Annotated in this window: 27 protein-coding genes and 1 other RNA gene; 18 read left to right on the top strand and 10 right to left on the bottom strand. The window is 57.0% G+C overall.

Annotation, left to right across the window (positions count from 1 at the left end; translation table 11 throughout):
* Positions 1-11: 11 nt before the first annotated feature.
* The 3 genes from K5R89_RS00695 to uxaC all read right to left on the bottom strand — a co-directional run bounded on the left by K5R89_RS00695 (position 12) and on the right by uxaC (position 3,615).
* Complete coding sequence (locus K5R89_RS00695; protein ID WP_049013415.1) at positions 12-566, bottom strand: YgjV family protein; 555 nt, start codon at positions 564-566, stop codon at positions 12-14.
* A gap of 130 nt (positions 567-696) precedes the next feature.
* Positions 697-2,184, bottom strand: coding sequence for a UxaA family hydrolase (locus K5R89_RS00690; protein ID WP_044524824.1), 1,488 nt, complete (start codon positions 2,182-2,184; stop codon positions 697-699).
* A gap of 18 nt (positions 2,185-2,202) precedes the next feature.
* Positions 2,203-3,615, bottom strand: a complete 1,413-nt coding sequence (uxaC, locus tag K5R89_RS00685; RefSeq protein WP_023291088.1) for a glucuronate isomerase — start codon at positions 3,613-3,615, stop codon at positions 2,203-2,205.
* Positions 3,616-4,095: 480 nt separating this feature from the next.
* Between uxaC and K5R89_RS00680 the strand changes: the two genes are divergently transcribed.
* The 11 genes from K5R89_RS00680 to K5R89_RS00630 all read left to right on the top strand — a co-directional run bounded on the left by K5R89_RS00680 (position 4,096) and on the right by K5R89_RS00630 (position 11,571).
* Positions 4,096-5,397, top strand: a complete 1,302-nt coding sequence (locus tag K5R89_RS00680) for an MFS transporter (protein WP_023291089.1) — start codon at positions 4,096-4,098, stop codon at positions 5,395-5,397.
* Positions 5,398-5,527: 130 nt separating this feature from the next.
* Positions 5,528-6,304 (top strand): transcriptional regulator ExuR, encoded by a 777-nt coding sequence (gene exuR, locus K5R89_RS00675; RefSeq protein WP_065812767.1) that lies wholly within the window; start codon positions 5,528-5,530, stop codon positions 6,302-6,304.
* A 341-nt stretch (positions 6,305-6,645) separates the two neighbouring features.
* Positions 6,646-7,308 carry a DedA family general envelope maintenance protein YqjA gene (yqjA, locus tag K5R89_RS00670; RefSeq protein WP_023291090.1) on the top strand — a complete coding sequence of 221 codons (663 nt, stop codon included), beginning with the start codon at positions 6,646-6,648 and terminating at the stop codon, positions 7,306-7,308.
* A gap of 8 nt (positions 7,309-7,316) precedes the next feature.
* On the top strand, positions 7,317-7,694 hold the full coding sequence (gene mzrA / locus K5R89_RS00665; protein WP_072096611.1) for an EnvZ/OmpR regulon moderator MzrA: 378 nt from the start codon (positions 7,317-7,319) through the stop codon (positions 7,692-7,694).
* A 149-nt stretch (positions 7,695-7,843) separates the two neighbouring features.
* Positions 7,844-8,212, top strand: a complete 369-nt coding sequence (locus K5R89_RS00660) for a DUF1090 domain-containing protein (protein WP_004206124.1) — start codon at positions 7,844-7,846, stop codon at positions 8,210-8,212.
* Positions 8,213-8,257: 45 nt separating this feature from the next.
* Positions 8,258-8,563: a YqjD family protein gene (locus K5R89_RS00655; RefSeq protein ID WP_002917916.1), complete on the top strand. Its 306-nt coding sequence runs from the start codon at positions 8,258-8,260 to the stop codon at positions 8,561-8,563.
* Positions 8,564-8,565: 2 nt separating this feature from the next.
* Entirely contained in the window at positions 8,566-8,964 is a 399-nt protein-coding gene (locus K5R89_RS00650; RefSeq protein WP_023291093.1) for a phage holin family protein, read from the top strand.
* Positions 8,961-9,257 (top strand): YqjK-like family protein, encoded by a 297-nt coding sequence (locus K5R89_RS00645; protein WP_023291094.1) that lies wholly within the window; start codon positions 8,961-8,963, stop codon positions 9,255-9,257. Before K5R89_RS00650 ends, K5R89_RS00645 begins: the two co-directional genes overlap by 4 nt.
* A gap of 360 nt (positions 9,258-9,617) precedes the next feature.
* Positions 9,618-10,010 (top strand): DoxX family protein, encoded by a 393-nt coding sequence (locus tag K5R89_RS00640; protein ID WP_002917920.1) that lies wholly within the window; start codon positions 9,618-9,620, stop codon positions 10,008-10,010.
* Between the two features lie 79 nt (positions 10,011-10,089).
* On the top strand, positions 10,090-11,076 hold the full coding sequence (locus K5R89_RS00635; protein ID WP_023291095.1) for a glutathione S-transferase family protein: 987 nt from the start codon (positions 10,090-10,092) through the stop codon (positions 11,074-11,076).
* Between the two features lie 126 nt (positions 11,077-11,202).
* The gene (locus K5R89_RS00630; RefSeq protein ID WP_017900662.1) at positions 11,203-11,571 is read left to right on the top strand and encodes a DUF805 domain-containing protein; all 369 of its coding nucleotides are present in this window, start codon (positions 11,203-11,205) and stop codon (positions 11,569-11,571) included.
* A 39-nt stretch (positions 11,572-11,610) separates the two neighbouring features.
* Here the strand turns inward: K5R89_RS00630 and K5R89_RS00625 are convergent, their stop codons facing one another.
* Positions 11,611-12,507, bottom strand: a complete 897-nt coding sequence (locus tag K5R89_RS00625) for a LysR family transcriptional regulator (RefSeq protein ID WP_004144865.1) — start codon at positions 12,505-12,507, stop codon at positions 11,611-11,613.
* 104 nt (positions 12,508-12,611) lie between these two features.
* Between K5R89_RS00625 and K5R89_RS00620 the strand changes: the two genes are divergently transcribed.
* Complete coding sequence (locus tag K5R89_RS00620) at positions 12,612-13,313, top strand: pirin family protein (RefSeq protein ID WP_023291096.1); 702 nt, start codon at positions 12,612-12,614, stop codon at positions 13,311-13,313.
* A gap of 24 nt (positions 13,314-13,337) precedes the next feature.
* Positions 13,338-13,505: a hypothetical protein gene (locus K5R89_RS00615; protein WP_004206134.1), complete on the top strand. Its 168-nt coding sequence runs from the start codon at positions 13,338-13,340 to the stop codon at positions 13,503-13,505.
* Positions 13,506-13,578: 73 nt separating this feature from the next.
* Here the strand turns inward: K5R89_RS00615 and K5R89_RS00610 are convergent, their stop codons facing one another.
* The 5 genes from K5R89_RS00610 to garL all read right to left on the bottom strand — a co-directional run bounded on the left by K5R89_RS00610 (position 13,579) and on the right by garL (position 17,785).
* The gene (locus K5R89_RS00610; protein ID WP_049013644.1) at positions 13,579-13,986 is read right to left on the bottom strand and encodes a Spy/CpxP family protein refolding chaperone; all 408 of its coding nucleotides are present in this window, start codon (positions 13,984-13,986) and stop codon (positions 13,579-13,581) included.
* A gap of 149 nt (positions 13,987-14,135) precedes the next feature.
* Positions 14,136-14,999, bottom strand: coding sequence for a mechanosensitive ion channel domain-containing protein (locus K5R89_RS00605; protein ID WP_101990517.1), 864 nt, complete (start codon positions 14,997-14,999; stop codon positions 14,136-14,138).
* 467 nt (positions 15,000-15,466) lie between these two features.
* Positions 15,467-15,849, bottom strand: an RNA gene (rnpB, locus tag K5R89_RS00600) — RNase P RNA component class A.
* 248 nt (positions 15,850-16,097) lie between these two features.
* Positions 16,098-16,988 carry a 2-hydroxy-3-oxopropionate reductase gene (gene garR, locus K5R89_RS00595; protein WP_117133991.1) on the bottom strand — a complete coding sequence of 297 codons (891 nt, stop codon included), beginning with the start codon at positions 16,986-16,988 and terminating at the stop codon, positions 16,098-16,100.
* 26 nt (positions 16,989-17,014) lie between these two features.
* Complete coding sequence (gene garL, locus K5R89_RS00590) at positions 17,015-17,785, bottom strand: 2-dehydro-3-deoxyglucarate aldolase (RefSeq protein WP_049014794.1); 771 nt, start codon at positions 17,783-17,785, stop codon at positions 17,015-17,017.
* Between the two features lie 564 nt (positions 17,786-18,349).
* Between garL and garD the strand changes: the two genes are divergently transcribed.
* On the top strand, positions 18,350-19,921 hold the full coding sequence (gene garD / locus K5R89_RS00585; RefSeq protein WP_023291101.1) for a galactarate dehydratase: 1,572 nt from the start codon (positions 18,350-18,352) through the stop codon (positions 19,919-19,921).
* Positions 19,922-20,120: 199 nt separating this feature from the next.
* Here the strand turns inward: garD and rsmI are convergent, their stop codons facing one another.
* Entirely contained in the window at positions 20,121-20,984 is an 864-nt protein-coding gene (rsmI, locus tag K5R89_RS00580) for a 16S rRNA (cytidine(1402)-2'-O)-methyltransferase (protein WP_151819682.1), read from the bottom strand.
* Between the two features lie 63 nt (positions 20,985-21,047).
* Between rsmI and K5R89_RS00575 the strand changes: the two genes are divergently transcribed.
* Genes K5R89_RS00575 through dolP form a run of 4 tightly spaced genes read left to right on the top strand, consistent with a single transcriptional unit; the run spans position 21,048 to position 24,701 of the window.
* Positions 21,048-23,156, top strand: coding sequence for a penicillin-binding protein activator (locus tag K5R89_RS00575; protein WP_049014791.1), 2,109 nt, complete (start codon positions 21,048-21,050; stop codon positions 23,154-23,156).
* Positions 23,114-23,500 carry a YraN family protein gene (locus tag K5R89_RS00570; protein ID WP_044524830.1) on the top strand — a complete coding sequence of 129 codons (387 nt, stop codon included), beginning with the start codon at positions 23,114-23,116 and terminating at the stop codon, positions 23,498-23,500. Before K5R89_RS00575 ends, K5R89_RS00570 begins: the two co-directional genes overlap by 43 nt.
* Before the next feature lie 25 nt (positions 23,501-23,525).
* Positions 23,526-24,116 carry a DnaA initiator-associating protein DiaA gene (gene diaA / locus K5R89_RS00565; protein ID WP_002918211.1) on the top strand — a complete coding sequence of 197 codons (591 nt, stop codon included), beginning with the start codon at positions 23,526-23,528 and terminating at the stop codon, positions 24,114-24,116.
* Positions 24,117-24,125: 9 nt separating this feature from the next.
* The gene (dolP, locus tag K5R89_RS00560) at positions 24,126-24,701 is read left to right on the top strand and encodes a division/outer membrane stress-associated lipid-binding lipoprotein (RefSeq protein ID WP_023291105.1); all 576 of its coding nucleotides are present in this window, start codon (positions 24,126-24,128) and stop codon (positions 24,699-24,701) included.
* The last annotated feature ends 21 nt before the right edge of the window (positions 24,702-24,722 follow it).

Genomic DNA, 24,722 nt, shown 5'->3' with positions numbered 1-24,722 from the left:
TTTCCCCTCCGCTACCGCGCGGAGGGGCTCTCTTCCTGCACCGCGTTTTCAACCCTGAACGGATCGATACCCCGCTTTTGCATCCGGCGGAAGCGAATAATGTTCAGGCCGTTGACGATCAGGAAGCTGCCTTCAATCAGCGTCCCGCCGATGGAACCCAGCCACAGGTTATGCGTCGCCCAGCAGGCGGTGGAGCACCACATCACGCAGCGGACGGTCAGCCCCTTACAGCGAAACAGCGCCCAGGTGCTGGCGACAGTGCCAATAATCGGCAGCAGCTCCATAGCATGCTGCAGCTTGCCAAGGCCGAGGATCAGCGTCAGCAGGATAAAGATCGTCATCACCCACAGGCTGCGGGTGCGTAGGGAAATGACCGTGCGGAGCGCATTAAGCCCGGCGCTCATCCCGGCAGGCGCGGCGCCCATCAGGAAGAAATGGACGCCGATAACGCCGCTATAGACCGCCAGCTGAAGCCTGAAGCGACGTTCGTCGCGGTTGATAAAGGTGGTAATGCCGATAAGAAAGGCGATGACGCCGACGCCCTGGGCCAGCCAATATGCGGTCATGAAAGCTCCCTGAGAGAAAAAAACAAACGGCGCTTCACAGGCTGAAACGCCGCTGTTGCTTACCCGATGACGCTGCGCTATCAGGCCAATGCGCGATCAACGCCGCCCGGGCGCCAATATGAATGCGCCTTTACAGGGTAACACCGCTTTTAAAGATGGCCAGCTCGCGGAAGTCATTCTGCTCATTACAGGTCGGTTTGCCGTTGGCGAAAGCCACAATGGTGTCCACGAACTCCTCCAGCAGCTGCGGCATCGCTTTGCCGTGGATCAGCTGTCCGGCATCGAAGTCGATCCAGTGCTTTTTCTTTGCCGCCAGCTCGCTGTTGGTGGCGATCTTCACCGTCGGCACAAAGCCGCCGTACGGCGTGCCGCGGCCGGTGCTGAACAGCACCATATGGCAGCCGGCTCCGGCCAGCGCGCTGGTGGCGACGGCATCATTGCCCGGCGCGCTCAGCAAGTTCAGACCATGTACCTTCAGACGCTCGCCGTAGCGCAGGACATCCACCACCTGGCTGGAGCCCGCTTTCTGGGTACAGCCCAGCGACTTATCTTCGAGGGTGGTGATCCCCCCGGCCTTGTTGCCCGGCGAAGGGTTTTCGTAAATAGGCTGGTCGTGAGCGATAAAGTACTGCTTAAAGTCATTGACCATGGTCACCAGCTTGTCGAAGGTCGCTTCGTCGCGGCAGTGGCTCATCAGCAGCTGTTCGGCGCCGAACATCTCCGGCACTTCGGTCAGCACGGTGGTGCCGCCGTTGGCGATCACATAGTCTGAGAAGCGCCCCAGCATCGGGTTAGCGGTGATGCCGGACAGGCCGTCCGACCCACCGCACTCGAGGCCAAACTTCAGCTCGCTCAGCTTGCCCGGCTGACGTTTATCCTGACGCATCACGTCATACAGCTGGTGGAGATGCGCCACCCCTGCCTCCACTTCATCGTCCTGATGCTGACAAACCATAAAGTGCACGCGCTGCGGATCATACTCGCCCAGCGTTTCGCGAAAAGCATCCACCTGGTTGTTTTCACAGCCAAGGCCCACCACCAGCACCGCTCCGGCGTTCGGATGGCGGACCATATTCTGCAGCATGGTGCGGGTGTTGATGTGGTCGTCCCCGAGCTGTGAGCAACCGTAGGTATGGCTGAAGAGATGCACCCCATCGATATCTTCGGCGCCGTTCGCCTCTTTCAGAAAACGGTTCTGCATCTGACGGGCCATGGCGTTGACGCAGCCGACGGTCGGCAGGATCCATAGCTCATTGCGCACCCCGACGTCGCCATTGGCGCGACGATAAATCTGCACTTCGCGATCCGCTGGCTGCGGCGGTTGGGCAACCTGCTCCGGTTGATAGCGATACGCGTCAAGGTCGCTGAGATTGGTGCGCGTATTGTGCGCATGGACATGCTCGCCCGGCGCGATATCCGCCAGCGCATGGCCAATCGGCAACCCATACTTAACGACGTTTTCCCCTTTCGCGATAGCGCGCAGTGCAAACTTGTGTCCGCGAACGATATCCTGACCGAGGGTGACCGGGTCATTGTCGATCGTCACCACGCTACCGGCCGTCATATCCGCCAGCGCGACCGCGACGTTATCCTGCGAATGGATTTTGATGTATTGCATATCAACCGACCTCTGGTCTTAGTTCAGTTCAATGGCGAAATAGTCACGCGCATTGTTAAAGCAAATGTTTTTCACCATCTCGCCCAGCAGCGCGATATCCGCAGGCGCTTCGCCGGCGGCCACCCAACGGCCGATCATCTGGCACAGAATACGACGGAAGTATTCGTGGCGGGTGTAGGAGAGGAAGCTGCGGCTGTCGGTCAGCATCCCGACAAAGCGGCTCAGCAGGCCGAGCTGCGCCAGCTGGGTCATCTGCCGCTCCATGCCGTCTTTCTGATCGTTGAACCACCAGCCGGAGCCGAACTGCATCTTGCCCGGCATCCCTTCGCCCTGGAAGTTACCGATCATGGTGCCCAGCACTTCGTTATCGCGCGGGTTCAGGCAGTAGAGAATGGTTTTCGGCAGCAGGTTCTCTTCGTTCTGCTTGCTCAGCAGCTTAGACAGCTCTTCAGCCATCGGGCGATCGTTGATCGAGTCAAAGCCAACGTCCGGGCCTAACAGTTTGAACTGACGCAGGTTGTTATTGCGCAGCGCGCCGATGTGGTACTGCTGCACCCAGCCGCGACGGGCATACTCTGCGCCGAGGAACACCAGCACCGCGGTTTTGAACTGCGCCACTTCGCGTTCGCTGAGGGTTTCGCCAGCCAGGCGACGCGCCAGAATGGCGTCCAGCTCGGCGTCAGTCGCTTCCGCAAACAGCACCACGTCCAGGGCGTGGTCGGAGACTTTGCAACCGTGAGCGGCAAAGTGGTCCAGACGTTTGGTCAGCGCGCTTTGCAGGTCCGCAAAACGGCGAATATCGGTGTCGGACACTTCACCCAGCTTAGCCATATAGTCATTGAAGGTCGCCTGCTCGATGTTGAACGCTTTATCCGGGCGCCAGCTCGGCAACACCTTGATATCAAATGAAGTGTCTTTGGCGACAACCGCATGGTGTTCCAGGGAATCAATCGGATCGTCGGTGGTGCCGACCATCTTCACATTCATCTGCTTCATGATCCCGCGGGCGGAGAAGGCGTCCTGCGCCAGTAACGCATTGCACTGGTCCCAGATCTCATCGGCGGTGGAAGGCGACAGCAGCTTACCTGTAATACCAAATGGGCGACGCAGCTCTAAATGGGTCCAGTGGTATAACGGGTTGCCAATCGTGTGAGGCACGGTGGCTGCCCAGGCGTCAAATTTCTCGCGATCGGAGGCATCACCGGTACACAGACGCTCCGGCACGCCGTTGGTGCGCATCGCGCGCCATTTATAGTGATCGCCTTTCAGCCAGATGTCATACAGATTTTTGAAACGGTAATTTTCGGCAACCTGCTGCGGCGGAAGGTGGCAATGGTAGTCGAAAATAGGCTGATCTTTGGCGTAATCGTGGTACAGGCGGCGGGCAAATTCGCTATCGAGTAGAAAATCTTCGGTCATAAACGGTGTCATTCGTGTGTCCTCGTCGCTCCGGAGCGGGAGCCTTTCAGATGATTGACTACAATGCTGACAAAGTTATCACACCAATTTCTACAGACCGAACTGTTTTTCGTGAGTTAGATCAATAAACGCTGATAAAAAAAACCGTCTGCGCGCGGCAAACATCTCGCCAGGGCGCGCCGTATCTGGCTTTCTTCACCAATCATAAAGACCACACTAACTTTCCCGCTTTTGTGACAGCACTCAACTTTTAAAGTTGTATGACAAGTTATCTTTCTGCCGTCGCAACATATAAACCGACGGAATGCTTTACCGGTGTTTATGGCATCGGCTTATACGGAATGGATACCGACTTTTTACATAACAACTGATGGTAAGGTTCGGGCCAGAGGGGACCGCCCTCCTGAACCCTCCGTTTCGCTTTCCCGACCGCGTATCGCCGTCAGGAGAGGCCGCACCTGGTGCGGAGAAATTACAGACGATGAGGTTTACATGCGTAAAATTAAAGGGTTACGTTGGTACATGATCGCACTGGTGACGCTGGGCACCGTGCTGGGCTACCTGACCCGTAACACCGTGGCGGCGGCCGCGCCGACGCTGATGGAAGAGTTACACATCTCGACCCAACAGTACTCCTATATCATTGCAGCCTATTCCGCTGCCTATACCGTCATGCAGCCTGTCGCAGGTTATGTCCTTGATATTCTGGGGACTAAAGTCGGCTATGCCTTCTTCGCTATCGCCTGGGCGATATTCTGCGGCTCGACCGCCCTCGCCGGCAGCTGGGGCGGACTGGCGCTGGCCCGCGGCGCGGTGGGCGCGGCGGAAGCGGCGATGATCCCCGCCGGGCTGAAAGCCAGCTCCGAATGGTTCCCGGCAAAAGAGCGCTCTATCGCGGTGGGCTACTTCAACGTAGGTTCCTCTATCGGCGCCATGATCGCGCCGCCGCTGGTGGTGTGGGCGATCGTCATGCACAGCTGGCAGATGGCGTTCATTATCTCCGGGGTTCTGAGCTTCGCCTGGGCCATCGCCTGGCTGATCTTCTACAAACACCCGCGCGACCAGAAGAAATTATCTGACGAAGAACGCGACTACATCATTGGCGGCCAGGAGTCTCAACACCAGACCAATAACGCGAAGAAAATGTCGCCGTGGGAGATCCTGCGCAACCGTCAGTTCTGGGGTATCGCCCTGCCGCGCTTCCTCGCCGAGCCGGCCTGGGGGACCTTTAACGCCTGGATCCCGCTGTTCATGTTTAAGGTTTACGGCTTTAACCTGAAAGAGATCGCGATGTTCGCCTGGATGCCGATGCTGTTCGCCGACCTCGGCTGCATCGTCGGTGGATACCTGCCGCCGCTGTTCCAGCGCTGGTTCGGCGTTAACCTGATCGTGTCGCGTAAAATGGTGGTCACCATGGGCGCCCTGCTGATGATTGGCCCGGGGATGATCGGCCTGTTCACCAGCCCGTACGTGGCGATTGCCCTGCTGTGCATCGGCGGGTTTGCTCACCAGGCGCTGTCCGGGGCGCTGATTACCCTCTCTTCCGACGTCTTTGGCCGTAACGAAGTCGCTACCGCCAACGGTCTGACCGGGATGGCCGCCTGGCTGGCGAGCACCATGTTCGCCCTGGTCGTCGGCGCGCTGGCAGACACCATCGGCTTCAGCCCGCTGTTTGCGGTACTGGCGGTCTTTGACCTGCTGGGCGCGCTGGTCATCTGGACGGTGCTGAAAAACAAACCGGCTGACGATGACACGACGCCGCTTAGCAGCCGCAAACCGGCCACCCAGAGTTAGAGACGCTTATACTGAGGTGATCGCCTGCCAAGCCGCCTTCTCAGGCGGCTTTTTCATCCCTGCCAGTGGTGGAAATCGCGTAAAAGTGGTATAACAAATCGAATATTGTCGCCATCTTGCGGGAGCGAATATGGAAATCATTGAACCACGCCGTCTTTATCAGCAACTTGCCGCTGAGCTGAAGATGCGCATCGAACAAGGTGTCTACCTTGTAGGGGATAAGCTGCCCGCCGAGCGCTTTATCGCCGATGAAAAAAACGTTAGCCGCACCGTGGTTCGTGAAGCCATCATCATGCTGGAAGTGGAAGGCTATGTCGAAGTCCGTAAAGGGTCGGGCATTCACGTCATCTCCAACCATCCGAAATACCAGCAGGTGGCCGATGAAAGCCTGGAGTTCGCCAACTATGGCCCCTTTGAGCTGCTGCAGGCGCGGCAGCTTATTGAAAGCAATATCGCCGAATTCGCGGCCACTCAGGTGACCAAGCAGGACATCATGAAGCTGATGGAGATTCAGGAGAAAGCGCGCAACGAGAAGTGTTTCCGCGACTCCGAATGGGATCTGCAGTTTCACGTCCAGGTGGCGCTGGCCACGCAGAATAGCGCCCTGGCGGCGATCGTGGAAAAAATGTGGACCCAGCGCGTGCATAACCCGTACTGGAAAAAGCTGCATGAGCATATCGACCTGCGCACCGTCGATAACTGGTGCGACGACCACGATCAGATCCTGAAGGCTCTGCTGCGTAAAGATCCGAACGCCGCCAAACTGGCGATGTGGCAGCATCTGGAAAATACCAAGCAAATGCTGTTTAACGAAACCAGCGACGACTTTGAATTTAATGCCGATCGCTACTTATTTGCCGAAAACCCGGTGGTTCATCTCGATACCGCGGCCAACGGCGCGAAATAAGCCTTTATCTCCCCGGCGCGCGGCCCCTGCGCGCCTGTTCCCCAGACAGGCTGGGGTAAGCAAAACATATATAGTGTCAGCCTGTGTAAATCCTCTCGCCTCCCATCGCCGCAATCAGCAAAATCAACGAGCAACACCTTGCAATTTCTCTGACGGAAAGTCAGGTGATTTGTTACAATTAGATGCATTTTGCCGTTCTGGGAGTAGGTATCGACTTACTTCAATTTTATACAGGGAAGCGTTCAGAGCGCCGAAGCAGCGACCATAATCTCATAAAAATCTTGTCGCCCTACATGCCGCGCGCTCAGACGTGCCGTTAACCGATGTACCAGGAATCGTGAATGGAACTATTAACCCAGTTATTGAATGCCTTGTGGGCTCAGGATTACGAAACGCTCGCGAATCCCTCCATGATTGGCATGCTGTATTTTGTCTTGTTTATGATTTTGTTCCTTGAGAACGGGTTACTGCCTGCCGCGTTTTTGCCGGGGGACAGCCTGCTTGTGCTCGTGGGCGTGCTGATCGCCAAAGGGGCGATGGGCTTTCCGGAAACGTTGCTGCTGCTCACTGCCGCCGCCAGCCTCGGCTGCTGGCTGAGCTACATCCAGGGGCGTTGGTTGGGCAATACGCGGATCGTGCAAAACTGGCTGTCGCATCTGCCCTCTCACTATCATCAGCGCGCGCATCACCTGTTTCATAAACATGGGCTCTCCGCGCTGCTGATCGGCCGCTTCATCGCCTTCGTGCGCACGCTGCTGCCGACCATCGCCGGGCTTTCCGGCCTCAATAACGCCCGCTTTCAGTTCTTTAACTGGATGAGCGGCCTGCTGTGGGTGCTCATCCTGACCTCGCTGGGCTATCTGCTGGGCAAAACCCCGGTATTCCTTAAGTATGAAGATCAGCTGATGTCCTGCCTGATGCTCCTGCCGGTTGCGCTGTTGGTCTTCGGACTGGTCGGCTCGCTGGTGGTGCTGTGGAAGAAAAAATACAGAAGCCGGGGCTAATGATGGTCATAAAACGCCCTTCCCTGCGCCAGCTCAGCTGGCTGCTGGGTGGCTCTCTTCTGCTCTGCGCGCTGTTCTGGCTATGGCTGGCGGTGCAGCAGCAAGAGGCCACGCTGGCGATCCGTCCGGTTGGCCAGGGCGTCAGTATGCCGGATGGTTTCTCCGTCTGGCATCACCTCGACGCCAACGGTATCCGCTTCAAGAGCATTACGCCGCAAAAGGATGGCCTGCTGATTAAGTTTGATTCCACCGCCCAGGGCGCGGCGGCGAAAGAGGTTCTCGGCCGCGCTCTGCCTCATGGTTATATTATCGCCTTGCTGGAAGACGATAACTCGCCCACCGCCTGGTTATCCCGCCTGCGCGACGCGCCGCATCGGCTCGGGTAAACGGCCGTCAGACTGCGTTTTCAACGCAGTCTGGTGGTTTCCCGCATTTGTTACTATGCTTAAACCTGCGTGAATCAACGCATTCACGTTTACCAACGGGAACGGGTTTATCCTCCGGGTATCCCCTAAGACAATGGAAGGTACTATCCATGAAACACCGCATCGCTCTGCTTCTGGCCCTGTCTTCACTTAGCGCCAGCGCCATAGCCGCCTCTCCCTGCCAGGAAAAAGAGCAGGATATTCAACGAGAGATCAGCTATGCCGAAAAGCATCACAATCAAAGTCGCATTGATGGGCTAAATACCGCACTACGCCAGGTACGGGAGAACTGCAGCGACAGTAAACTCAAAGCCGATCATCAGCAAAAAATTGCCAAACAGCGGGAAGAGATCGCTGAACGTCAGCGCGATCTGCAGGAAGCCCGGAAGAAAGGCGATGCGGACAAAATCAACAAACGCCAGCATAAACTCAATGAAGCGCAACAGGAGTTGAAAACGCTGGAGTCTCGGGATTACTAATCACTATTAACTTTCGCAATACGGACCACGCTACAGGAGAACGACATGGCTAAAGAGAATGTGACTGACGACCTTCGTGCAGAACTGAAAACGCTGGCGGACACCCTGGAGGAAGTACTGAATTCCTCGGCGGACAAGTCGAAAGAAGAGATGGGTAAACTGCGCAGTAAAGCCGAGAGTGCGCTGAAAGAGAGCCGCGCCCGTCTGGGTGAGACCAGCGAAGCGATTCTGCGTCAAACTCGTGAGACCGCCGCGCGAGCGGATGATTATGTTCGCGAAAATCCGTGGACAGGGGTCGGGATTGGCGCCGCCGTCGGGCTGGTGCTGGGTGTCCTGCTGTCGCGTCGCTGATTATGGCGAATACTCAACACACGCAGGGGCCGGGTCAGCGCGTCTTCTCCATTGGCCAGCGTATCGTTACGCTGCTGGTCGAAATGGTGGAAACACGGCTGCGCCTGGTCGTCGTGGAGCTGGAGGAGGAGAAAGCCAACCTCTTCCAGCTGCTGATCATGACCGGACTGACGCTGCTGTTTGCCGCGTTTGGCCTCATGAGTCTGCTGGTGCTGGTTATCTGGGCCGTTGACGCTCAGTACCGCCTGCACGTCATGATCGCCACCACCGTCGTGCTGCTTCTCGCCGCCGCGATTGTCGGTATCCTTACCTTACGTAAGGCGCGACGCTCCACGCTGCTGCGCCTGACGCGAAGAGAGCTGGAGAACGACCGTGCCCTTCTGGAGGAAGATAAACCATGAATGGCCGACAGGAGCGTGAACGGCAAAAGGCGCAGCTGCTGCGCCAGATCCAGCAGCAACGGCTGGAGCTGAGCGCCTGTCGCCGCCACTGGCTGGAAGCGACGGCGCCCTTAGACCGCGGCTGGCATACGCTGCTTAGTTTACGTTCGTGGCTGATGGTGGGCAGCGGTCTGATGGCCGTGTGGTCCGTCCGACACCCGCATTTTTTAATGCGCTGGACCAAACGCGGACTGGGTTTATGGAGTACCTGGCGGCTGGTCCGCGGGATCCTGCGCCAGTCGGCAGTCCGTTAGCCGCCCGGAGCGCGGGCGCTTTTCCCGGCGCCCCGCTCTGCCACTTCCTCGCCCGATACGCAACGCCGTGCGTAAAAACTTGCCCCCTGGCCGCCATCCGCGGTCAGCCAGCCCTCTGATCCCATGCCATTCCGCCCGGCCAGGCCTTTACCAGCGCCGGTCGTGACCTATCGCGTTGAGGCATTTTTCGCCCCCTCTTACCGATTACTCAGAAACTTTGAACTAGATCTACAGTTTTCCTTGCTAACAATTCCCTCTCCGCCTCGCTACTATCCTCTCCATCGACAGCAACACCGCGTAACTACGCGGGATTGCGCTAAAAAACAAAACCGCCGCCCTTTGGGTTTTCTGGAGTAAGAAATGAAAAAATTAGAAGATGTTGGTGTACTGGTAGCGCGCATTCTGATGCCGATTCTGTTTATCACTGCAGGATGGGGCAAAATCACCGGTTATGCGGGAACCCAGCAGTATATGGAAGCCATGGGCGTACCGGGTGCGCTGCTGCCGCTGACCATTCTCCTTGAATTCGGCGGCGGACTGGCGATTCTGTTCGGTTTCCTGACCCGGACCACCGCGCTGTTCACCGCAGGCTTTACGCTGTTGACCGCGTTCCTGTTCCACAGCAACTTTGCGGAAGGCGTGAACTCCCTGATGTTCATGAAAAACCTGACCATCGCTGGCGGTTACCTGCTGCTGGCCATTACCGGACCGGGCGCCTTCAGTATCGACCGTGTACTGAATAAGAAATGGTAAGCGCACTATACTGAATGAATGAAAAAGCGAGGAGACCACTCCTCGCTTTTGCTATCTGAAGTCTGAAGGAGGAATAAAGATGGGACAATTAGTCGACGGCGTCTGGCAGGATACCTGGTATGACACAAAATCCACCGGTGGGCGTTTTAAGCGTTCCGTTTCCGCCTTCCGTAACTGGCTCACCGCCGATGGCGCGGCCGGACCGAGTGGTGAAGGGGGATTTGCGGCGGAAAAAGATCGCTATCATCTGTACGTTTCTCTCGCCTGCCCGTGGGCGCATCGCACGTTAATTATGCGTAAGCTGAAAGGACTGGAGCCTTTTCTCCCTGTCTCCGTGGTCAATCCGCTGATGCTGGAAAACGGCTGGACTTTTGACGACAGCTTCCCGGAAGCCACCGGTGACACCCTTTATCAGCACGATTTTCTCTATCAGCTGTATCTGCACGCCGACCCGCACTACACCGGTCGCGTCACCGTCCCGGTACTATGGGATAAAAAACAGCAGACCATCGTCAGCAATGAGTCGGCAGAAATCATCCGTATGTTTAATACCGCCTTCGATGGCCTGGGCGCCAGAGCCGGGGATTACTACCCGCCGGCGCTGCGGGAAAAAATCGATGAACTGAACGGCTGGATCTATGACAACGTCAATAACGGCGTGTATAAAGCCGGCTTTGCCACCAGTCAGCAGGCTTACGACGAAGCGGTGGATGCGGTGTTTACCTCGCTGGAGCGACTGGAGCAGATCCTCGGTCAGCATCGTTACCTGACGGGCAATCAGCTGACGGAAGCGGATATTCGCCTGTGGACGACGCTGGTACGCTTCGACCCGGTGTATGTGACCCATTTTAAATGCGACAAACGACGCATCAGCGATTATCTCAATCTCTACGGCTTCCTGCGCGACATCTACCAGATGCCGGGTATCGCGGAGACGGTGAGCTTTCCGCATATTCGTCACCACTATTACCGCAGCCATAAAACCATTAACCCTACCGGCATCATCTCCATTGGGCCGCAGCAGGATCTCAGCGAACCACACGGTCGCGACCAGCGCTTCCGTTGATCCGTCGGGCGCCAGTGATGGCGCCCAATAATTCAGAAAACAGATATTTACCCACCATTCATTCACGTCTATTCTTATTGCGATCGCTTAAAAAACAAGTGATTGACGGTTAATTGAGGCGTAGAAATGGACTGGTATCTCAAGGTATTAAAAAACTATATAGGATTTGGCGGCCGTGCGCGGCGCAAAGAGTACTGGATGTTTATTCTGGTCAACCTCATCCTGACCGGCGTATTGAGCATCATCGATAAAATGCTGGGCTGGCAGCGGGCGGGCGGCGAAGGCATTCTGACGACCATCTATGGCATACTGGTCTTTTTACCGTGGTGGGCGGTGCAGTTTCGGCGTCTGCACGACACCGACCGTTCGGCATGGTGGCTGCTGCTGCTGTTGATCCCGGTCATCGGCTGGCTGGTGATCCTGATCTTTAACTGCCAGCGCGGAACGGAAGGCAACAACCGATTCGGGCCCGATCCAAAACCCTTTTCCTACTGATCTTCCTGCTCCTCCCGCTAGCGGGAGGAGCGTCCTCGACTATCTGCCGGCAAACAGCTTAGGGATCTCACGCAGGCACCAGGACTTCGCTTCGCCCATGCTGTCCCGTCGCCAGGCCATGATAATGTCAATTTCATTGGTATATTCCGGACTGACCACCCGCAAGCGTCCTTCAGCAATATCCTTCTCCACCAGCGGATAGGGCATGGTCGCCACGCCTAATCCGGCCAGCAGCGCCTGGCGCTTATCTTCGATGGTGCTCACCGTTAAGCGCGGCTGTTTATCCAGCAGCTGAACGGTGAGAACGGGCCGCTCGCGCGCGGTATCCGCCACCGCGACGCCACGGTATTTCACGCGGGTGACCTCAGAGAGCGGTTCAGGCTCCTGGTGGATCGGGTGGTCCGGCGCCGCGACGTACACGCTGAGCACCGAATAGAGTTTGCGCGAGTTAATCTCCGAGGAAGAACGAAAATGCATATCCGGCGCGACAACGATATCCGCCCGCCCCTGCTCCAGCCGCTCCCAGGCGCCGGCCAGCACCTCGGTGATAATCGACAGCTGGGTGTTGGACTTGGTCGCCAGTTTCTCAATCAGCGGAAACAGATCCGGCGTGGGCACCAGCGCTTCGGTGACGATCGTCAGGTGAGTTTCCCAGCCGCGAGACAGGGCTTCGGCATCGGTGGTGAGCTTGTCCGCCGCCTCGAGCAGCACGCGACCGCGCTCCAGCAGCATACGCCCGACGTTGGTGAACTTTGTGCGATGACCCGAGCGGTCAAACAGCACCACGTCCAGCTCTTCCTCCAGTTTTTGCATGGTGTAGCTCAGGGCGGAAGGCACGCGTCCCAGTTCATCAGCCGCGGCAGCGAAGCTCCCGCGACGGTCGATCGCATCCATCACGCGTAACGCTTCCAGCGTTAATGCTCTCTCTTTAGCCATCGCTTTCTCATTCAGGAAATTTGAACATACCGGGCAGAATATCTGGCTAACAATACAGCGTCCATACCTTTACCATTGATTTAGTGTAAAGAGAGGTCAAGAACATGATTACTACCCGAACAGCCAAACAATGCGGACAAGCAGACTTCGGCTGGCTGCAGGCCCGCTACACCTTCTCCTTTGGCCACTACTTCGACCCAAAATTACTGGGCTTCGCGTCCTTACGCGTTCTCAATCAGGAAGTGCTGGCCCCCGGGGCCTCGTTCCAGGCCAGAACGTATCCCAAGGTCGATATCCTGAACCTGATTCTGGAAGGCGAAGCGGAGTATCGCGACAGCGACGGCAATCACCTGCAGGCCAGGGCCGGCGACGCGTTGATTATCGCCACTCAGCCTGGCGTGAGCTATAGCGAGCACAATCTGAGCAAAGAGCAGTCGTTAACGCGAATGCAGCTATGGCTCGATGCCTGCCCGCAGCGGGAAAACCCGCTGCAGCAGAAAATCGAGGTCGCCAACGCGCCGCTACAGCTGCTGGCCTCACCGGATGGGGGGAATAATAGCCTCCAGCTTCGCCAGCAGGCCTGGGTCTATCACATCGCGCTGGAAAAAGGTGAGCAGATCAACGTGCAATTGCATGGCCCGCGCGCCTACCTGCAGTCGATCCACGGCACCGTCCATGCCGTCGCGCAGGAACAACCCAAACAGGCTCTCACCTGTGGTGATGGGGCATTTATTCGTGACGAAGCTAACATTACCCTCGTCGCCGATACGCCGCTGCGCGCTTTGCTGATAGATTTACCGGTGTAACAACGGAAGGGATGGAGTCTGTCAGTGAGTAAGAAGAAAAACAGAAAAAAGGCGTCTCCGACGCCGCTAGCCCCGACGCCGCCGGAAACCGTCGGCGTCGTCAGCTTTGGTTATGATGAGATGCTTAGCGAACTGGAAGCCATCGTCGCCGAGGCGGAGATTCGCCTGCGGGATGAAGAAAGTCTCGCCTGAAGCTGCAGCATGGATTATTCGGCTATCGTTGGTGGCCTGCCGCTAATACCGGCCCCGAAAGGGGCTGAGGGCATTATTCACTCAGCGCGTCGGCAAGATCTTTTTTCACCTGGGTGCGCTGCTCCGGCGTCAGTACCTGATTCACATCAAAATAGTACTTCACGCGATAATAACGTACCTGTTGATCAATTTTACTGAATGCCGCCAGCTGATCCTTCACCGCTTTCTCATTCCATTTACCGGAATCAATCACGTTAATCAGCGCGCCATCTTTAATGTCTTGCTGTGAAATCTGCTCAACGTTTTTTTCCATTTGCTGATGCAGGCTGTTAATTTTGCTCACCTGATCGGGAGTCAGTTTTAAGTGCTGGACGATGGGGTCCTTAGCGGGTGCTGGCGCAGTCTCTTCCGCGGCCTGCGCCGCCAGCGAAAAACCGGCAACGGCGGCGGTCAATAATATAGCTCGTGATACTTTTGTCATTTTATTATCCTGTATAAGTGCGTCATGATAAGACGCACTATTATTCCCTGAACAATAATGGCGATGTGTAAAAAAGCATGAACATAATTGTAAAAGGGGTTGGATGCATTCATAGATCAAATGATCTATAAGCTAAACATCCGCATTGTTTATTTTTTTAGGTCCGATAACGCCGAGGAGGTTAAATTAATATCCATCCGTTGCGCGGCGAGGGTGATCTGATGTTCATCGAGTGCTTCTTTAATCGCCTCAAGAAAATCAAAATAAGTCTCCCAATATTCGTTATTTTTCACCCAGACACGAACAGTGAAGTTAAGTGTGCCCGGCATCATTTCAAGCAGACGAACCGTAGTACCACGAGATTGATCGATTCGCTTTTCACTATCAATGATAGCCTGAATGACCTGCTTAACCTGCACAATTTTAGTCTCGCTGGCCACGCCGAGGGTCAGATCGATTCGCCGAAAAGGATGGCAGGAATAATTCACAATACTGTCGGCGATGACTTTACCATTTGGAATAATAACTTCTTTATTATCAACGGTTAGTAGTGTAGTTGAAAAAACATGTACGGACTGCACCATACCAGAAATCGCGCCGACCTGTACAAAATTGCCGGCCCGAAAAGGACGTAAAGTGACCAACAGAACACCAGCGGCAAAGTTAGAAAGCGAGCCTTGCAGCGCCAGACCAATTGCCAGCCCTGCCGCGCCAATAACCGCGATGATGGACGACGTCTCAATCCCTACCCGACCTAATGCGGCGATTATCGCAAAAGCCATCGTAATATAACGAACGAGCGCAGCAAAGAAATGAACGATTGTCGCATCGACGTTGCGTCGTAAGAGAATTTTCTCGAAGGCTTTAGCGAGGACTTTTGCAAGCATTCGCCCGACAAAAAGAATAATCAGCGCTGCCACGATATTCCAGGCAAACTGCATAATTGTTTCACCATGACCGATAAGCCAGGCTATTGCCGATTTGAGCTGCGGGAATAATACTACATTTTTCACGTCTATCACTCCTGTCTGGATAACCTATAAACCTGCTATCCATTAAGCTGAATGATGACCGCTGCAAATCAGGGAATGGAGACTAACGGATAGACAATAAAACATCGTAGCGTGACAGTATTAACGAATCCGGTGTTTAAAGCAGCCAAAAAACTGTTTAAAAGTGGATATTCTGCAAACCTGATTTACAACCGACTGAAATTAAAAATAAACACCTTCGTCGAGAGGTTTTATAGAGATAGTTGAAACTGACCGATAAGCCGCTTTCTTTGGGTATAGCGTCGTGGACAGTCATTCATCCGCGTCACGGATTCAGATAGCAAAACCCCGCCGAAGCGGGGTTTTGCGTAAAGAGGTGAAACTGACCGATAAGCCGCTTTCTTTGGGTATAGCGTCGTGGACAGTCATTCATCCGCGTCACGGATTCACATAGCAAAAACCCCGCCGAAGCGGGGTTTTGCGTAAAGTGGTGAAACTGACCGGTAAGCCGGGTTCTGTCGTGGACAGTCATTCATCTAGGCCAGCAATCGCTCACTGGCTCAAGCAGCCTACCCGGGTTCAGTACGGGCCGTACCTTATGAACCCCTATTTGGCCTTGCTCCGGGTGGAGTTTACCGTGCCACGGACTGTTACCAGCCGCGCGGTGCGCTCTTACCGCACCCTTTCACCCTTACCTGATCCCGCTTGCGCGGGCCATCGGCGGTTTGCTCTCTGTTGCACTGGTCGTGGGCTGTGACACCCCCCAGGCGTTACCTGGCACCTTGCCCTATGGAGCCCGGACTTTCCTCCCCTCCGCCCGTCTCCCCCCGAAAGAGGACGACGACGAAGCGGCGACTGTCTGGTCAGCTTCGGCGCGCAGTATAGTGGGTTTACCGCCCGTTGTCATCCCTCTGTCGTCATCCCGCCCTGCAGGGCGGCAGCGCTATTGCGCGACGCACGAGAAATATTGTCCAACGCGCGCGAAACGCCGCTTCCTGCGTCGCAACCGAGGTAAACACGCGGAAGACGACGCCGATACCGCGTCCAGGCTCGCCCCGCCGTGGCAGTCTGATACTGTTGCGCCAGGCATAACCACCGGGCCGCGCAGAGCTTTTCTTGTTAGCGAGTCACTTCCACTTTCGCCAGCTTTTCGTAGTAACAAGCCAGCGCGCTATGGTCAGCGGTGCCCAGACCGTCCGCACGCAGCGCCTGCATCATCTCCATTACCGCCGCCGTCAGCGGCAGCTGAGCGCCCACGCCGTGGGAGGTATCCAGCGCATTGGCCAGATCTTTAATATGCAGATCGATCCGGAAGCCCGGCTTGAAGTTACGATCCATCACCATCGGCGCTTTGGCATCCAGCACGGTACTCCCCGCCAGACCACCGCGGATCGCCTGATAAACCAGATCCGGATTGACGCCGGCTTTGGTGGCCAGAGTCAGCGCTTCGGACATGGCTGCGATGTTCAGGGCGACAATCACCTGATTAGCCAGTTTGGTCACATTGCCCGCGCCGATGTCGCCGGTATGCACCACGGAGCCAGCCATCGCTTTCATCAGCTCGTAATATTTGTCGAAGATCGCCTTGTCGCCGCCGACCATTACCGACAGGGTGCCGTCGATCGCTTTTGGTTCGCCGCCGCTTACTGGCGCGTCCAGCATATCAATGCCTTTAGCCTTCAGCGCTTCGCTGATTTCCCGGCTGGCCAGCGGCGCAATAGAGCTCATGTCGATCACCACGGTGCCCGGTTTCGCGCCTTCAATAATGCCGTTCTCCCCCAGCGCCACCTCTTTGACATGCGGCGAGTTCGGCAGCATGGTGATGATCACGTCGCACTGCTCGGCAATCGCCTTCGGCGTGGTCGCGGTCTCAGCGCCCGCGGCAATCACGTCGGCAATCGCTTCCGGGTTACGGTCAGACACCACCAGCGGGTAACCCGCCTTCAGCAAATTTTTGCTCATCGGCTTGCCCATAATGCCAAGACCGATAAAACCCACTTTGATTGTCATATTGTTCTCTCTCTTCATCCTGGTGACTATTTTTTAAAGGCATCAGCAAGTTTCTGGGTTGCGGAACGGAAGACGCCCAGATCGCTGCCGACGGCGACAAAAGAGGCGCCCCACTCCAGGTAGCGCCGCGCATCGGCCTCCACCGGCGCCAGAATGCCGCTTGGCTTACCGTGCTTCTTCGCGCTGGCGAAGATATGCTGGATGGCGCGCTGCACCTCAGGATGGGCGGCATTGCCCAGATGACCTAGTGCGGCGGCCAGGTCGCTCGGGCCGACGAACAGGCCGTCGACACCTTCGGTCGCGGCAATCGCCTCGACGTTGTCCACCCCGATCTGGCTCTCAATCTGTACCAGAACGGAAATATTCTTATTGGACTGGGCGAAGTAGTCCGGCACGGTGCCGAACATATTGCCGCGATGGGAAACGGAAACCCCGCGGATCCCTTCCGGCGGATAGCGGGTAGAAGCCACCGCCTGCGCCGCCTGTTCAGCCGTCTCGACAAACGGCACCAGGAAGTTATAGAAGCCGATATCCAGCATGCGCTTAATAATGATGGGCTCGTTGGTCGGCACGCGAACCACCTGAGCGCTGGAACTGCCTTTCAGCGCCATAAGCTGCGGGATAAGCGTGGTGACGTCGTTCGGCGCGTGTTCCGCGTCCAGTACCAGCCAGTCGAAACCCGCCAGACCCAACACCTCGGTGCTAATCGGATTGGCCAGCGCGCACCAGCAGCCAATCTGCACCTGATGAGCCGCCAGCGCGGCCTTAAATTTGTTCGGGAAAATTGCGTTATCCATGATTTTTACCTTGCGTTAACCGTTGCTAACTTCTGCAATTCATTCGTTATAACACCAGCCCGGCGAGAGAGCCCCATCAGGCTGGAAAAGCGTATCGCCTGACCCCAAATATTATCCGCAGAGTAAACCGGCGAATGGGTGTCCTTTTTTATTCCCTGACCTTGAGTCCGGAAAATGTCAGCCCATCGCAAATTAACCATTTTTTATTATTCATTAGGTCACGGCTAAATTATTAACCCGCGATTCAAAGGCCAACCATGCAGATATCGGACGTCACAAAAACACGACTCAGTATAGTCAGCGCCAACTCGCCAGACACTATGCATAAACACAATATAAATACATTTTTAAAAGCTTAAGTTGGGCAATCGCCTTAAGCCATGGGCGCTAATCCACACTTCTTACGATTGCCCGCCCACCGCACGCGTCCATGGCGATAAGGAGTGATTTAGATCACATCTTCATGCCGACACACCTGACATTCTTTATTTCATTATTCTGCTCTACCGCGCCAGAATGACCATTTAATTATATTTTTAGCACCTGTTTGGAGATAACTGGACAATGGCCGATATTTCAATTCGACAACCATCGCCGACCGCGTTTTATATAAAAGTTGACCCAACAGATAATGTGGCGATTATTGTCAACGATCGGGGATTGACCGCCGGAACGCGTTTCCCGGACGGCCTGACGCTCATCGAGCACATCCCACAGGGGCATAAAGTCGCCCTGGCGGATATCCCTGCCCGCGGTGAAATTATCCGTTACGGAGAAGTGATTGGCTTCGCGGTGCGCGACATCCCCCAGGGAAGCTGGATTGACGAGTCGTTAGTGGAGTTGCCTACCGCCCCGCCGTTGAACACCCTGCCGCTGGCCACCAAAGTGCCCGCCCCGCTACCGCCGCTGGAAGGCTACACCTTCGAAGGCTACCGCAATGCCGACGGCAGCGTGGGCACCAAAAATCTGCTGGGTATCACCACCAGCGTGCACTGCGTTGCGGGCGTGGTCGATTACGTGGTGAAACTCATTGAACGCGACCTGCTGCCGAACTATCCCAACGTCGACGGCGTGGTGGGTCTGAATCACCTCTATGGCTGCGGCGTAGCGATTAATGCGCCAGCGGCGGTGGTGCCGATTCGCACCATCCACAATATCGCCCTTAACCCGAACTTCGGCGGCGAGGTGATGGTCATTGGCCTTGGCTGTGAAAAGCTGCAGCCCGAACGCCTGCTGCAGGGGACCGAAGATGTCAAAAGCATCCCGGTGGACAGCGCCAGCATCGTCAGCCTGCAGGATGAAAAGCACGTGGGCTTTAAATCGATGGTCGATGACATTCTGCAGGTCGCCGAGCGCCATCTGGCGAAACTCAACCAGCGTCAGCGGGAAACCTGCCCGGCCTCTGAGCTGGTGGTGGGTATGCAGTGCGGCGGCAGCGACGCTTTCTCCGGCGTGACCGCCAACCCGGCGGTGGGTTACGCCTCCGATTTGCTGGTGCGCTGCGGCGCGACGGTGATGTTCTCAGAGGTGACCGAAGTCCGCGACGCTATCCATCTGCTGACCCCGCGGGCAATCAACGAAGAGGTGGGTCAACGCCTGCTGGAAGAGATGGCCTGGTACGATAACTATCTCGACATGGGCAAAACCGACCGCAGCGCCAACCCCTCACCCGGCAACAAGAAAGGCGGTCTGGCCAACGTGGTGGAAAAAGCGCTGGGGTCGATTGCCAAATCAGGCAAAAGCGCCATCGTTGAGGTGCTTTCCCCTGGGCAGCGCCCGACCAAACGCGGCCTGATTTACGCTGCCACCCCCGCCAGCGATTTTGTCTGCGGCACCCAGCAGGTGGCCTCTGGCATCACGGTGCAGGTATTCACCACCGGCCGCGGCACGCCTTACGGACTGATGGCGGTCCCGGTGATAAAAATGGCGACCCGTACCGAGCTGGCTAACCGCTGGTATGACTTAATGGACATTAACGCCGGCACCATCGCCACCGGCGAAGAGACGATTGAGGATGTGGGGCTGAAGCTGTTCGAATTCATTCTCGACGTGGCCAGCGGACGCAAGAAAACCTTCTCCGATCAATGGGGTCTGCATAACCAGCTGGCGGTGTTTAACCCGGCGCCGGTGACCTGATCGAGAGCGTAAGGGTTTAACCACGTTAAGCCCGGATTTATCCGGGCTGGTTGGTTAGGGGTGCTGTGCGGCAAGGAAGGCGGGCTGCACTTTTCTTCCGACATTTCTTCCGACATTTCTTCCGACATGTCGGATGACGCTCAAGCCGCCCTTCACAATCTCAAGGGCGGCTTGCCAGGCTTTCACTGGTTTTACAGGATCACTCCCCCTGCTGCTCCAGGGCATACTTATACAGCGCATTCTTCTTCACACCGTGGATCTCCGCAGCCAGCGCAGCGGCTTTCTTCAGCGGCAGCTCCGCCTGCAGCAGCGCCAGGGTACGCAGCGCCGCCGCCGGCAGCGCCTCTTCCTGCGCCTTAAAGCCTTCGACGATCAGCACCATCTCGCCTTTGCGACGGTTTTCGTCTTCCCTGACCCACGCCACCAGCTCGCCAATCGGCGCCCCGTGGATCGATTCCCAGGTTTTGGTTAGCTCGCGGGCCAGCACCACGTAGCGGGATTCTCCCAGTACCGCGCAGATATCTTCCAGACTCTCCACCAGCCGGTGGGTCGACTCGTAGAAGATGAGGGTGCGCGGCTCTTCTTCCAGCGCTTTCAGGGTATCGCGACGGCCTTTCGATTTCGCCGGCAGGAAGCCTTCATAGCAGAAACGATCGGAGGGCAAACCGGCGGCGCTGAGGGCGGCGATGGCCGCGCAGGGTCCCGGCAGCGGTACGACGCGAATATTCGCTTCACGACAGGTGCGCACCAGATGGTAGCCTGGGTCGTTAATCAGCGGCGTGCCGGCATCGGAGACCAGCGCGATGTTTTGCCCTTCTTTCAGTTTAGCGAGAAGTGTTTCCGCCTTTTGCTGCTCGTTATGGTCATGAAGCGCAAACAAGCGGGCGTTAATCGCAAAATGCTGCAGCAGCAAACCGGTGTGGCGGGTATCCTCCGCAGCAATTAAATCAACGACTTGCAACACTTCCAGTGCGCGCTGCGTGATATCAGACAGATTTCCTATCGGAGTGGGCACAATATAGAGCTGCCCCTGAGAATTATCCGCTGATTCGTGTTGTTTCATTGTCTCGTCCGTATTGCCGTTTTAATATTGAGCATTGAGCCAAAAAAATATCACTGGACACTTATGGTACCGTCAACATTTCTTCGTTCTAAGCCCGCGCGCTGTCTGCCCGTATTGCTGGCTACTCTTCTTTTTGCTGGCTGCGGCACCCACACGCAGGATCAAAGTACGGCGTTTATGCAGGGTACGTCGCAGGCCAACTCCAGTTTCTACTTGCAGCAGATGCAGCAAAGCACGAATGATAGCAAGACCAACTGGCAATTACTCGCCATTCGTGCACTGCTGCAGGAAGGAAAGAAGCAGCAGGCCATCGACCTGTTTAACCAGCTGCCGTCGAACCTGGACAGCACCCAGGCCCGTGAACAGTCACTGCTGGCGATAGAAGTGAAGCTGGCGCAGAACGACTATCAGGGGGCCCGTACGCTGTTGGCTAAGCTTGACCCGGCAAGCCTGGAGCAGCCTCAGCAGGCGCGCTACTGGCAGGCGCAAATCGATGCCAGCCAGGGTAAACCATCGGTTACGCTGCTGCGCGCCTTAATCGCCCAGCAGCCGCTGCTGAGCGATGCCAAACAGCGCCAGCAAAATATTGACGCGACCTGGCAAGCGCTGACCGCGATGACCCAGGATCAGGCCAATGCGCTGGTGATCAATGCCGATGAAAATACCCTCCAGGGCTGGCTGGATCTGCAGCGGATGTGGTTTGACAACCGCAACGATCCCACGCTGCTGAAAGCCGGCGTCAAAGACTGGCAGACGCGCTACCCGCAAAACCCGGGCGCCAAAATGCTGCCGACGGCGCTGGTGAACATGCAAAACTATAAGCCCGCCTCCATCAACAAGATTGCGCTTTTCCTGCCGCTGAACGGCCAGGCGTCGATCTTCGGCCGTACCATCCAGCAGGGCTTCGAAGCCGCCAAAAACGGCGCGCCGTCGGTGACGGGCAGCGCGGTTCCCGCTCAGGTCGCCCAGGCGGCGAACGCGTCCGGTAATGATGACGTGGTAAGCCCGTCGCAGGCGGAAATTACCGATCTTACGGCTACCGGAAGTCGCGCTGAACCGGTGCAGGCCCCGGCGCAAACCCAGGCAACGCCAGCCGCGGAGCCGGCCGCTCAGGCCCCGGCAGCGGTCGCCGCGCCGCAGACCACCGCCTCTCCGGCCACCCAGCCGGTCACTGCCCCGGCCGCACAGCCGCAGCCAGTGGTCGCCACCGCCGCCAACCCCTCGGCAGAACTGAAAATTTACGATACCACCAGCCAACCGATCGGCCAGCTGCTTGCTCAGGCTCAGCAGGACGGCGCCACCCTCGTCGTCGGACCGCTGCTGAAAGAGAACGTCGAAGATGTTATCAAGAGCAATACGCCGCTCAACGTGCTGGCGCTCAACCAGCCGGAGAAGGTCGAAGGCCGCGCTAATATCTGCTATTTCGCGCTGTCGCCGGAAGACGAAGCGCGTGACGCCGCCCGACATATCCATCAACAGGGCAAACAGACGCCGTTGCTGCTGGTTCCGCGCGGCGCGCTGGGCGATCGTGTGGTCAACGCGTTTGCCGACGAATGGCTGAAGCTGGGCGGCGCCAGCGTCCTGCAGCAGCGTTTTGGCTCCACGGCGGAACTGCGCGCCGGCGTTAACGGCGGAGGAGGCATTGCGCTGAGCGGCACCCCGGTCTCCACCCTGCCATCAGCGCAGAACAGCGTCCTCGGCAGTGCGGATGAGATGCCGGTTAGCAGCGGCGGCAGCGTCGACGCGGCCTACATCCTCGCCACCCCGGAACAGATTGGCTATATCAAACCCATGATCGCGATGCGCAACGGCAGCCAGAGCAATGTCACCCTGTACGCCAGCTCGCGCAGCGCGCAGGGCACCGCAGGTCCGGATTTCCGTCTGGAGATGGAAGGCCTGCAGTATAGCGAAATCCCGATGCTGGCTGGCAGCAACCCGGCGCTGATGCAGCAGGCGCTGTCTGCGGTGCGCAATGACTACTCGCTGGCGCGTCTTTATGCGATGGGCGCTGACGCCTGGTCGCTGGCAAACCACTTCACGCAAATGCGCCAGACGCCGGGCTTCGAGCTGAACGGGAATACCGGCGATCTGACGGCGACTCAGGACTGCGTGATTAACAGGAAACTGTCATGGCTCAAGTACCAGCAGGGACAAATCGTCCCGGCCAGCTAAGCAAACAGACCGGCGACGCATGGGAAAACCGTGCTCGCCGCTGGCTGGAAGGCCAGGGCCTGCGTTTTATCGCCGCCAACGCCCGCGAGCGTGGCGGCGAAATTGACCTCATCATGCGCGACGGCGCCGTCACCGTCTTTGTCGAGGTGCGCTACCGCCGCAGCGCCCTGTACGGTGACGCGGCGGCCAGCGTCACCCCGCAAAAACAGCAACGCCTCCTTAAAGCCGCCCGTTTGTGGCTCTGCCGACAGAATGGGAGCTTTGAGACTGTGGATTGCCGTTTCGATGTGGTAGCCTTCACCGGCAACGACATCCAATGGCTAAAAAACGCCTTTGGCGAATAGCGTAATACCAGAAGTAAGGGATCCCGTGCTCGACAGAATCAAAGCCTGCTTTACCGAAAGCATTCAAACCCAAATTGCCGCAGCAGAAGCACTCCCGGACGCCATCTCCCGGGCGGCGATGACGCTCGTGCAGTCCCTGCTCAACGGCAACAAAATCCTCTGTTGTGGTAATGGCACTTCCGCCGCCAACGCACAGCATTTTGCTGCCAGCATGATTAATCGTTTTGAAACGGAACGCCCTGGTTTACCCGCCATTGCACTAAACACCGATAATGTGGTCTTAACTGCCATCGCTAATGATCGCCTGCATGACGAGATTTACGCCAAGCAGGTGCGCGCCCTGGGACACGCCGGCGATGTGCTGCTGGCAATCTCCACGCGCGGTAACAGCCGGGACATCGTCAAGGCAGTGGAAGCCGCCGTGACCCGCGACATGACCATCGTCGCGTTGACCGGCTATGACGGCGGTGAGCTGGCGGGCCTGTTAGGTCAGCAGGATGTCGAAATTCGCATCCCCTCGCACCGCAGCGCGCGTATCCAGGAGATGCATATGCTGACCGTCAACTGTCTGTGCGATTTGATAGATAACACTCTTTTTCCACACCAGGACGATTAAGGAGAACACATGAAGGCTCTCTCGCCCCTCGCCATCCTGCTTTCTGCACTACTGCTGCAGGGCTGCGTTGCCGCCGCGGTAGTCGGAACGGCAGCAGTCGGCACTAAAGCCGCAACGGACCCGCGTACGGTGGGAACCCAGGTCGATGACAGCACCCTGGAACTGCGCGTCAATAGCGCCTTGTCGAAAGATGAACAGATTAAGAAACAGGCCCGCATCAACGTTACCGCTTATCAGGGCAAAGTCCTGCTGACCGGTCAGTCGCCGACGCCGGACCTCTCAGCCCGCGCCAAGCAAATCGCCATGGGCGTGGAAGGAACCACGGAAGTGTTTAACGAAGTGCGCCAGGGCCAGCCGATTGGTTTAGGCACCGCCTCTTCTGATACCTGGATTACCACCAAGGTGCGTTCGCAGCTGCTGGGCACCGATCAGGTCAAATCCTCGAACGTGAAGGTGACCACGGAAAACAGCGAAGTCTTCCTGATGGGGCTGGTGACCGACCGTGAAGGCCGCGCGGCGGCGGATATCGCCAGCCGGGTGAGCGGCGTGTCCCGGGTGACTACCGCCTTTACCTACATCAAATAAAGCTGCAGTTTCCCGGCTGGC

Source organism: Klebsiella sp. TF21-TM (assembly GCF_019753495.1).
Taxonomy (GTDB): Bacteria; Pseudomonadota; Gammaproteobacteria; order Enterobacterales; family Enterobacteriaceae; genus Klebsiella; species Klebsiella quasipneumoniae.
The sequence above is the reverse complement of the archived record's forward strand: the minus strand, read 5'-3'. Positions and strand labels throughout refer to the sequence as shown.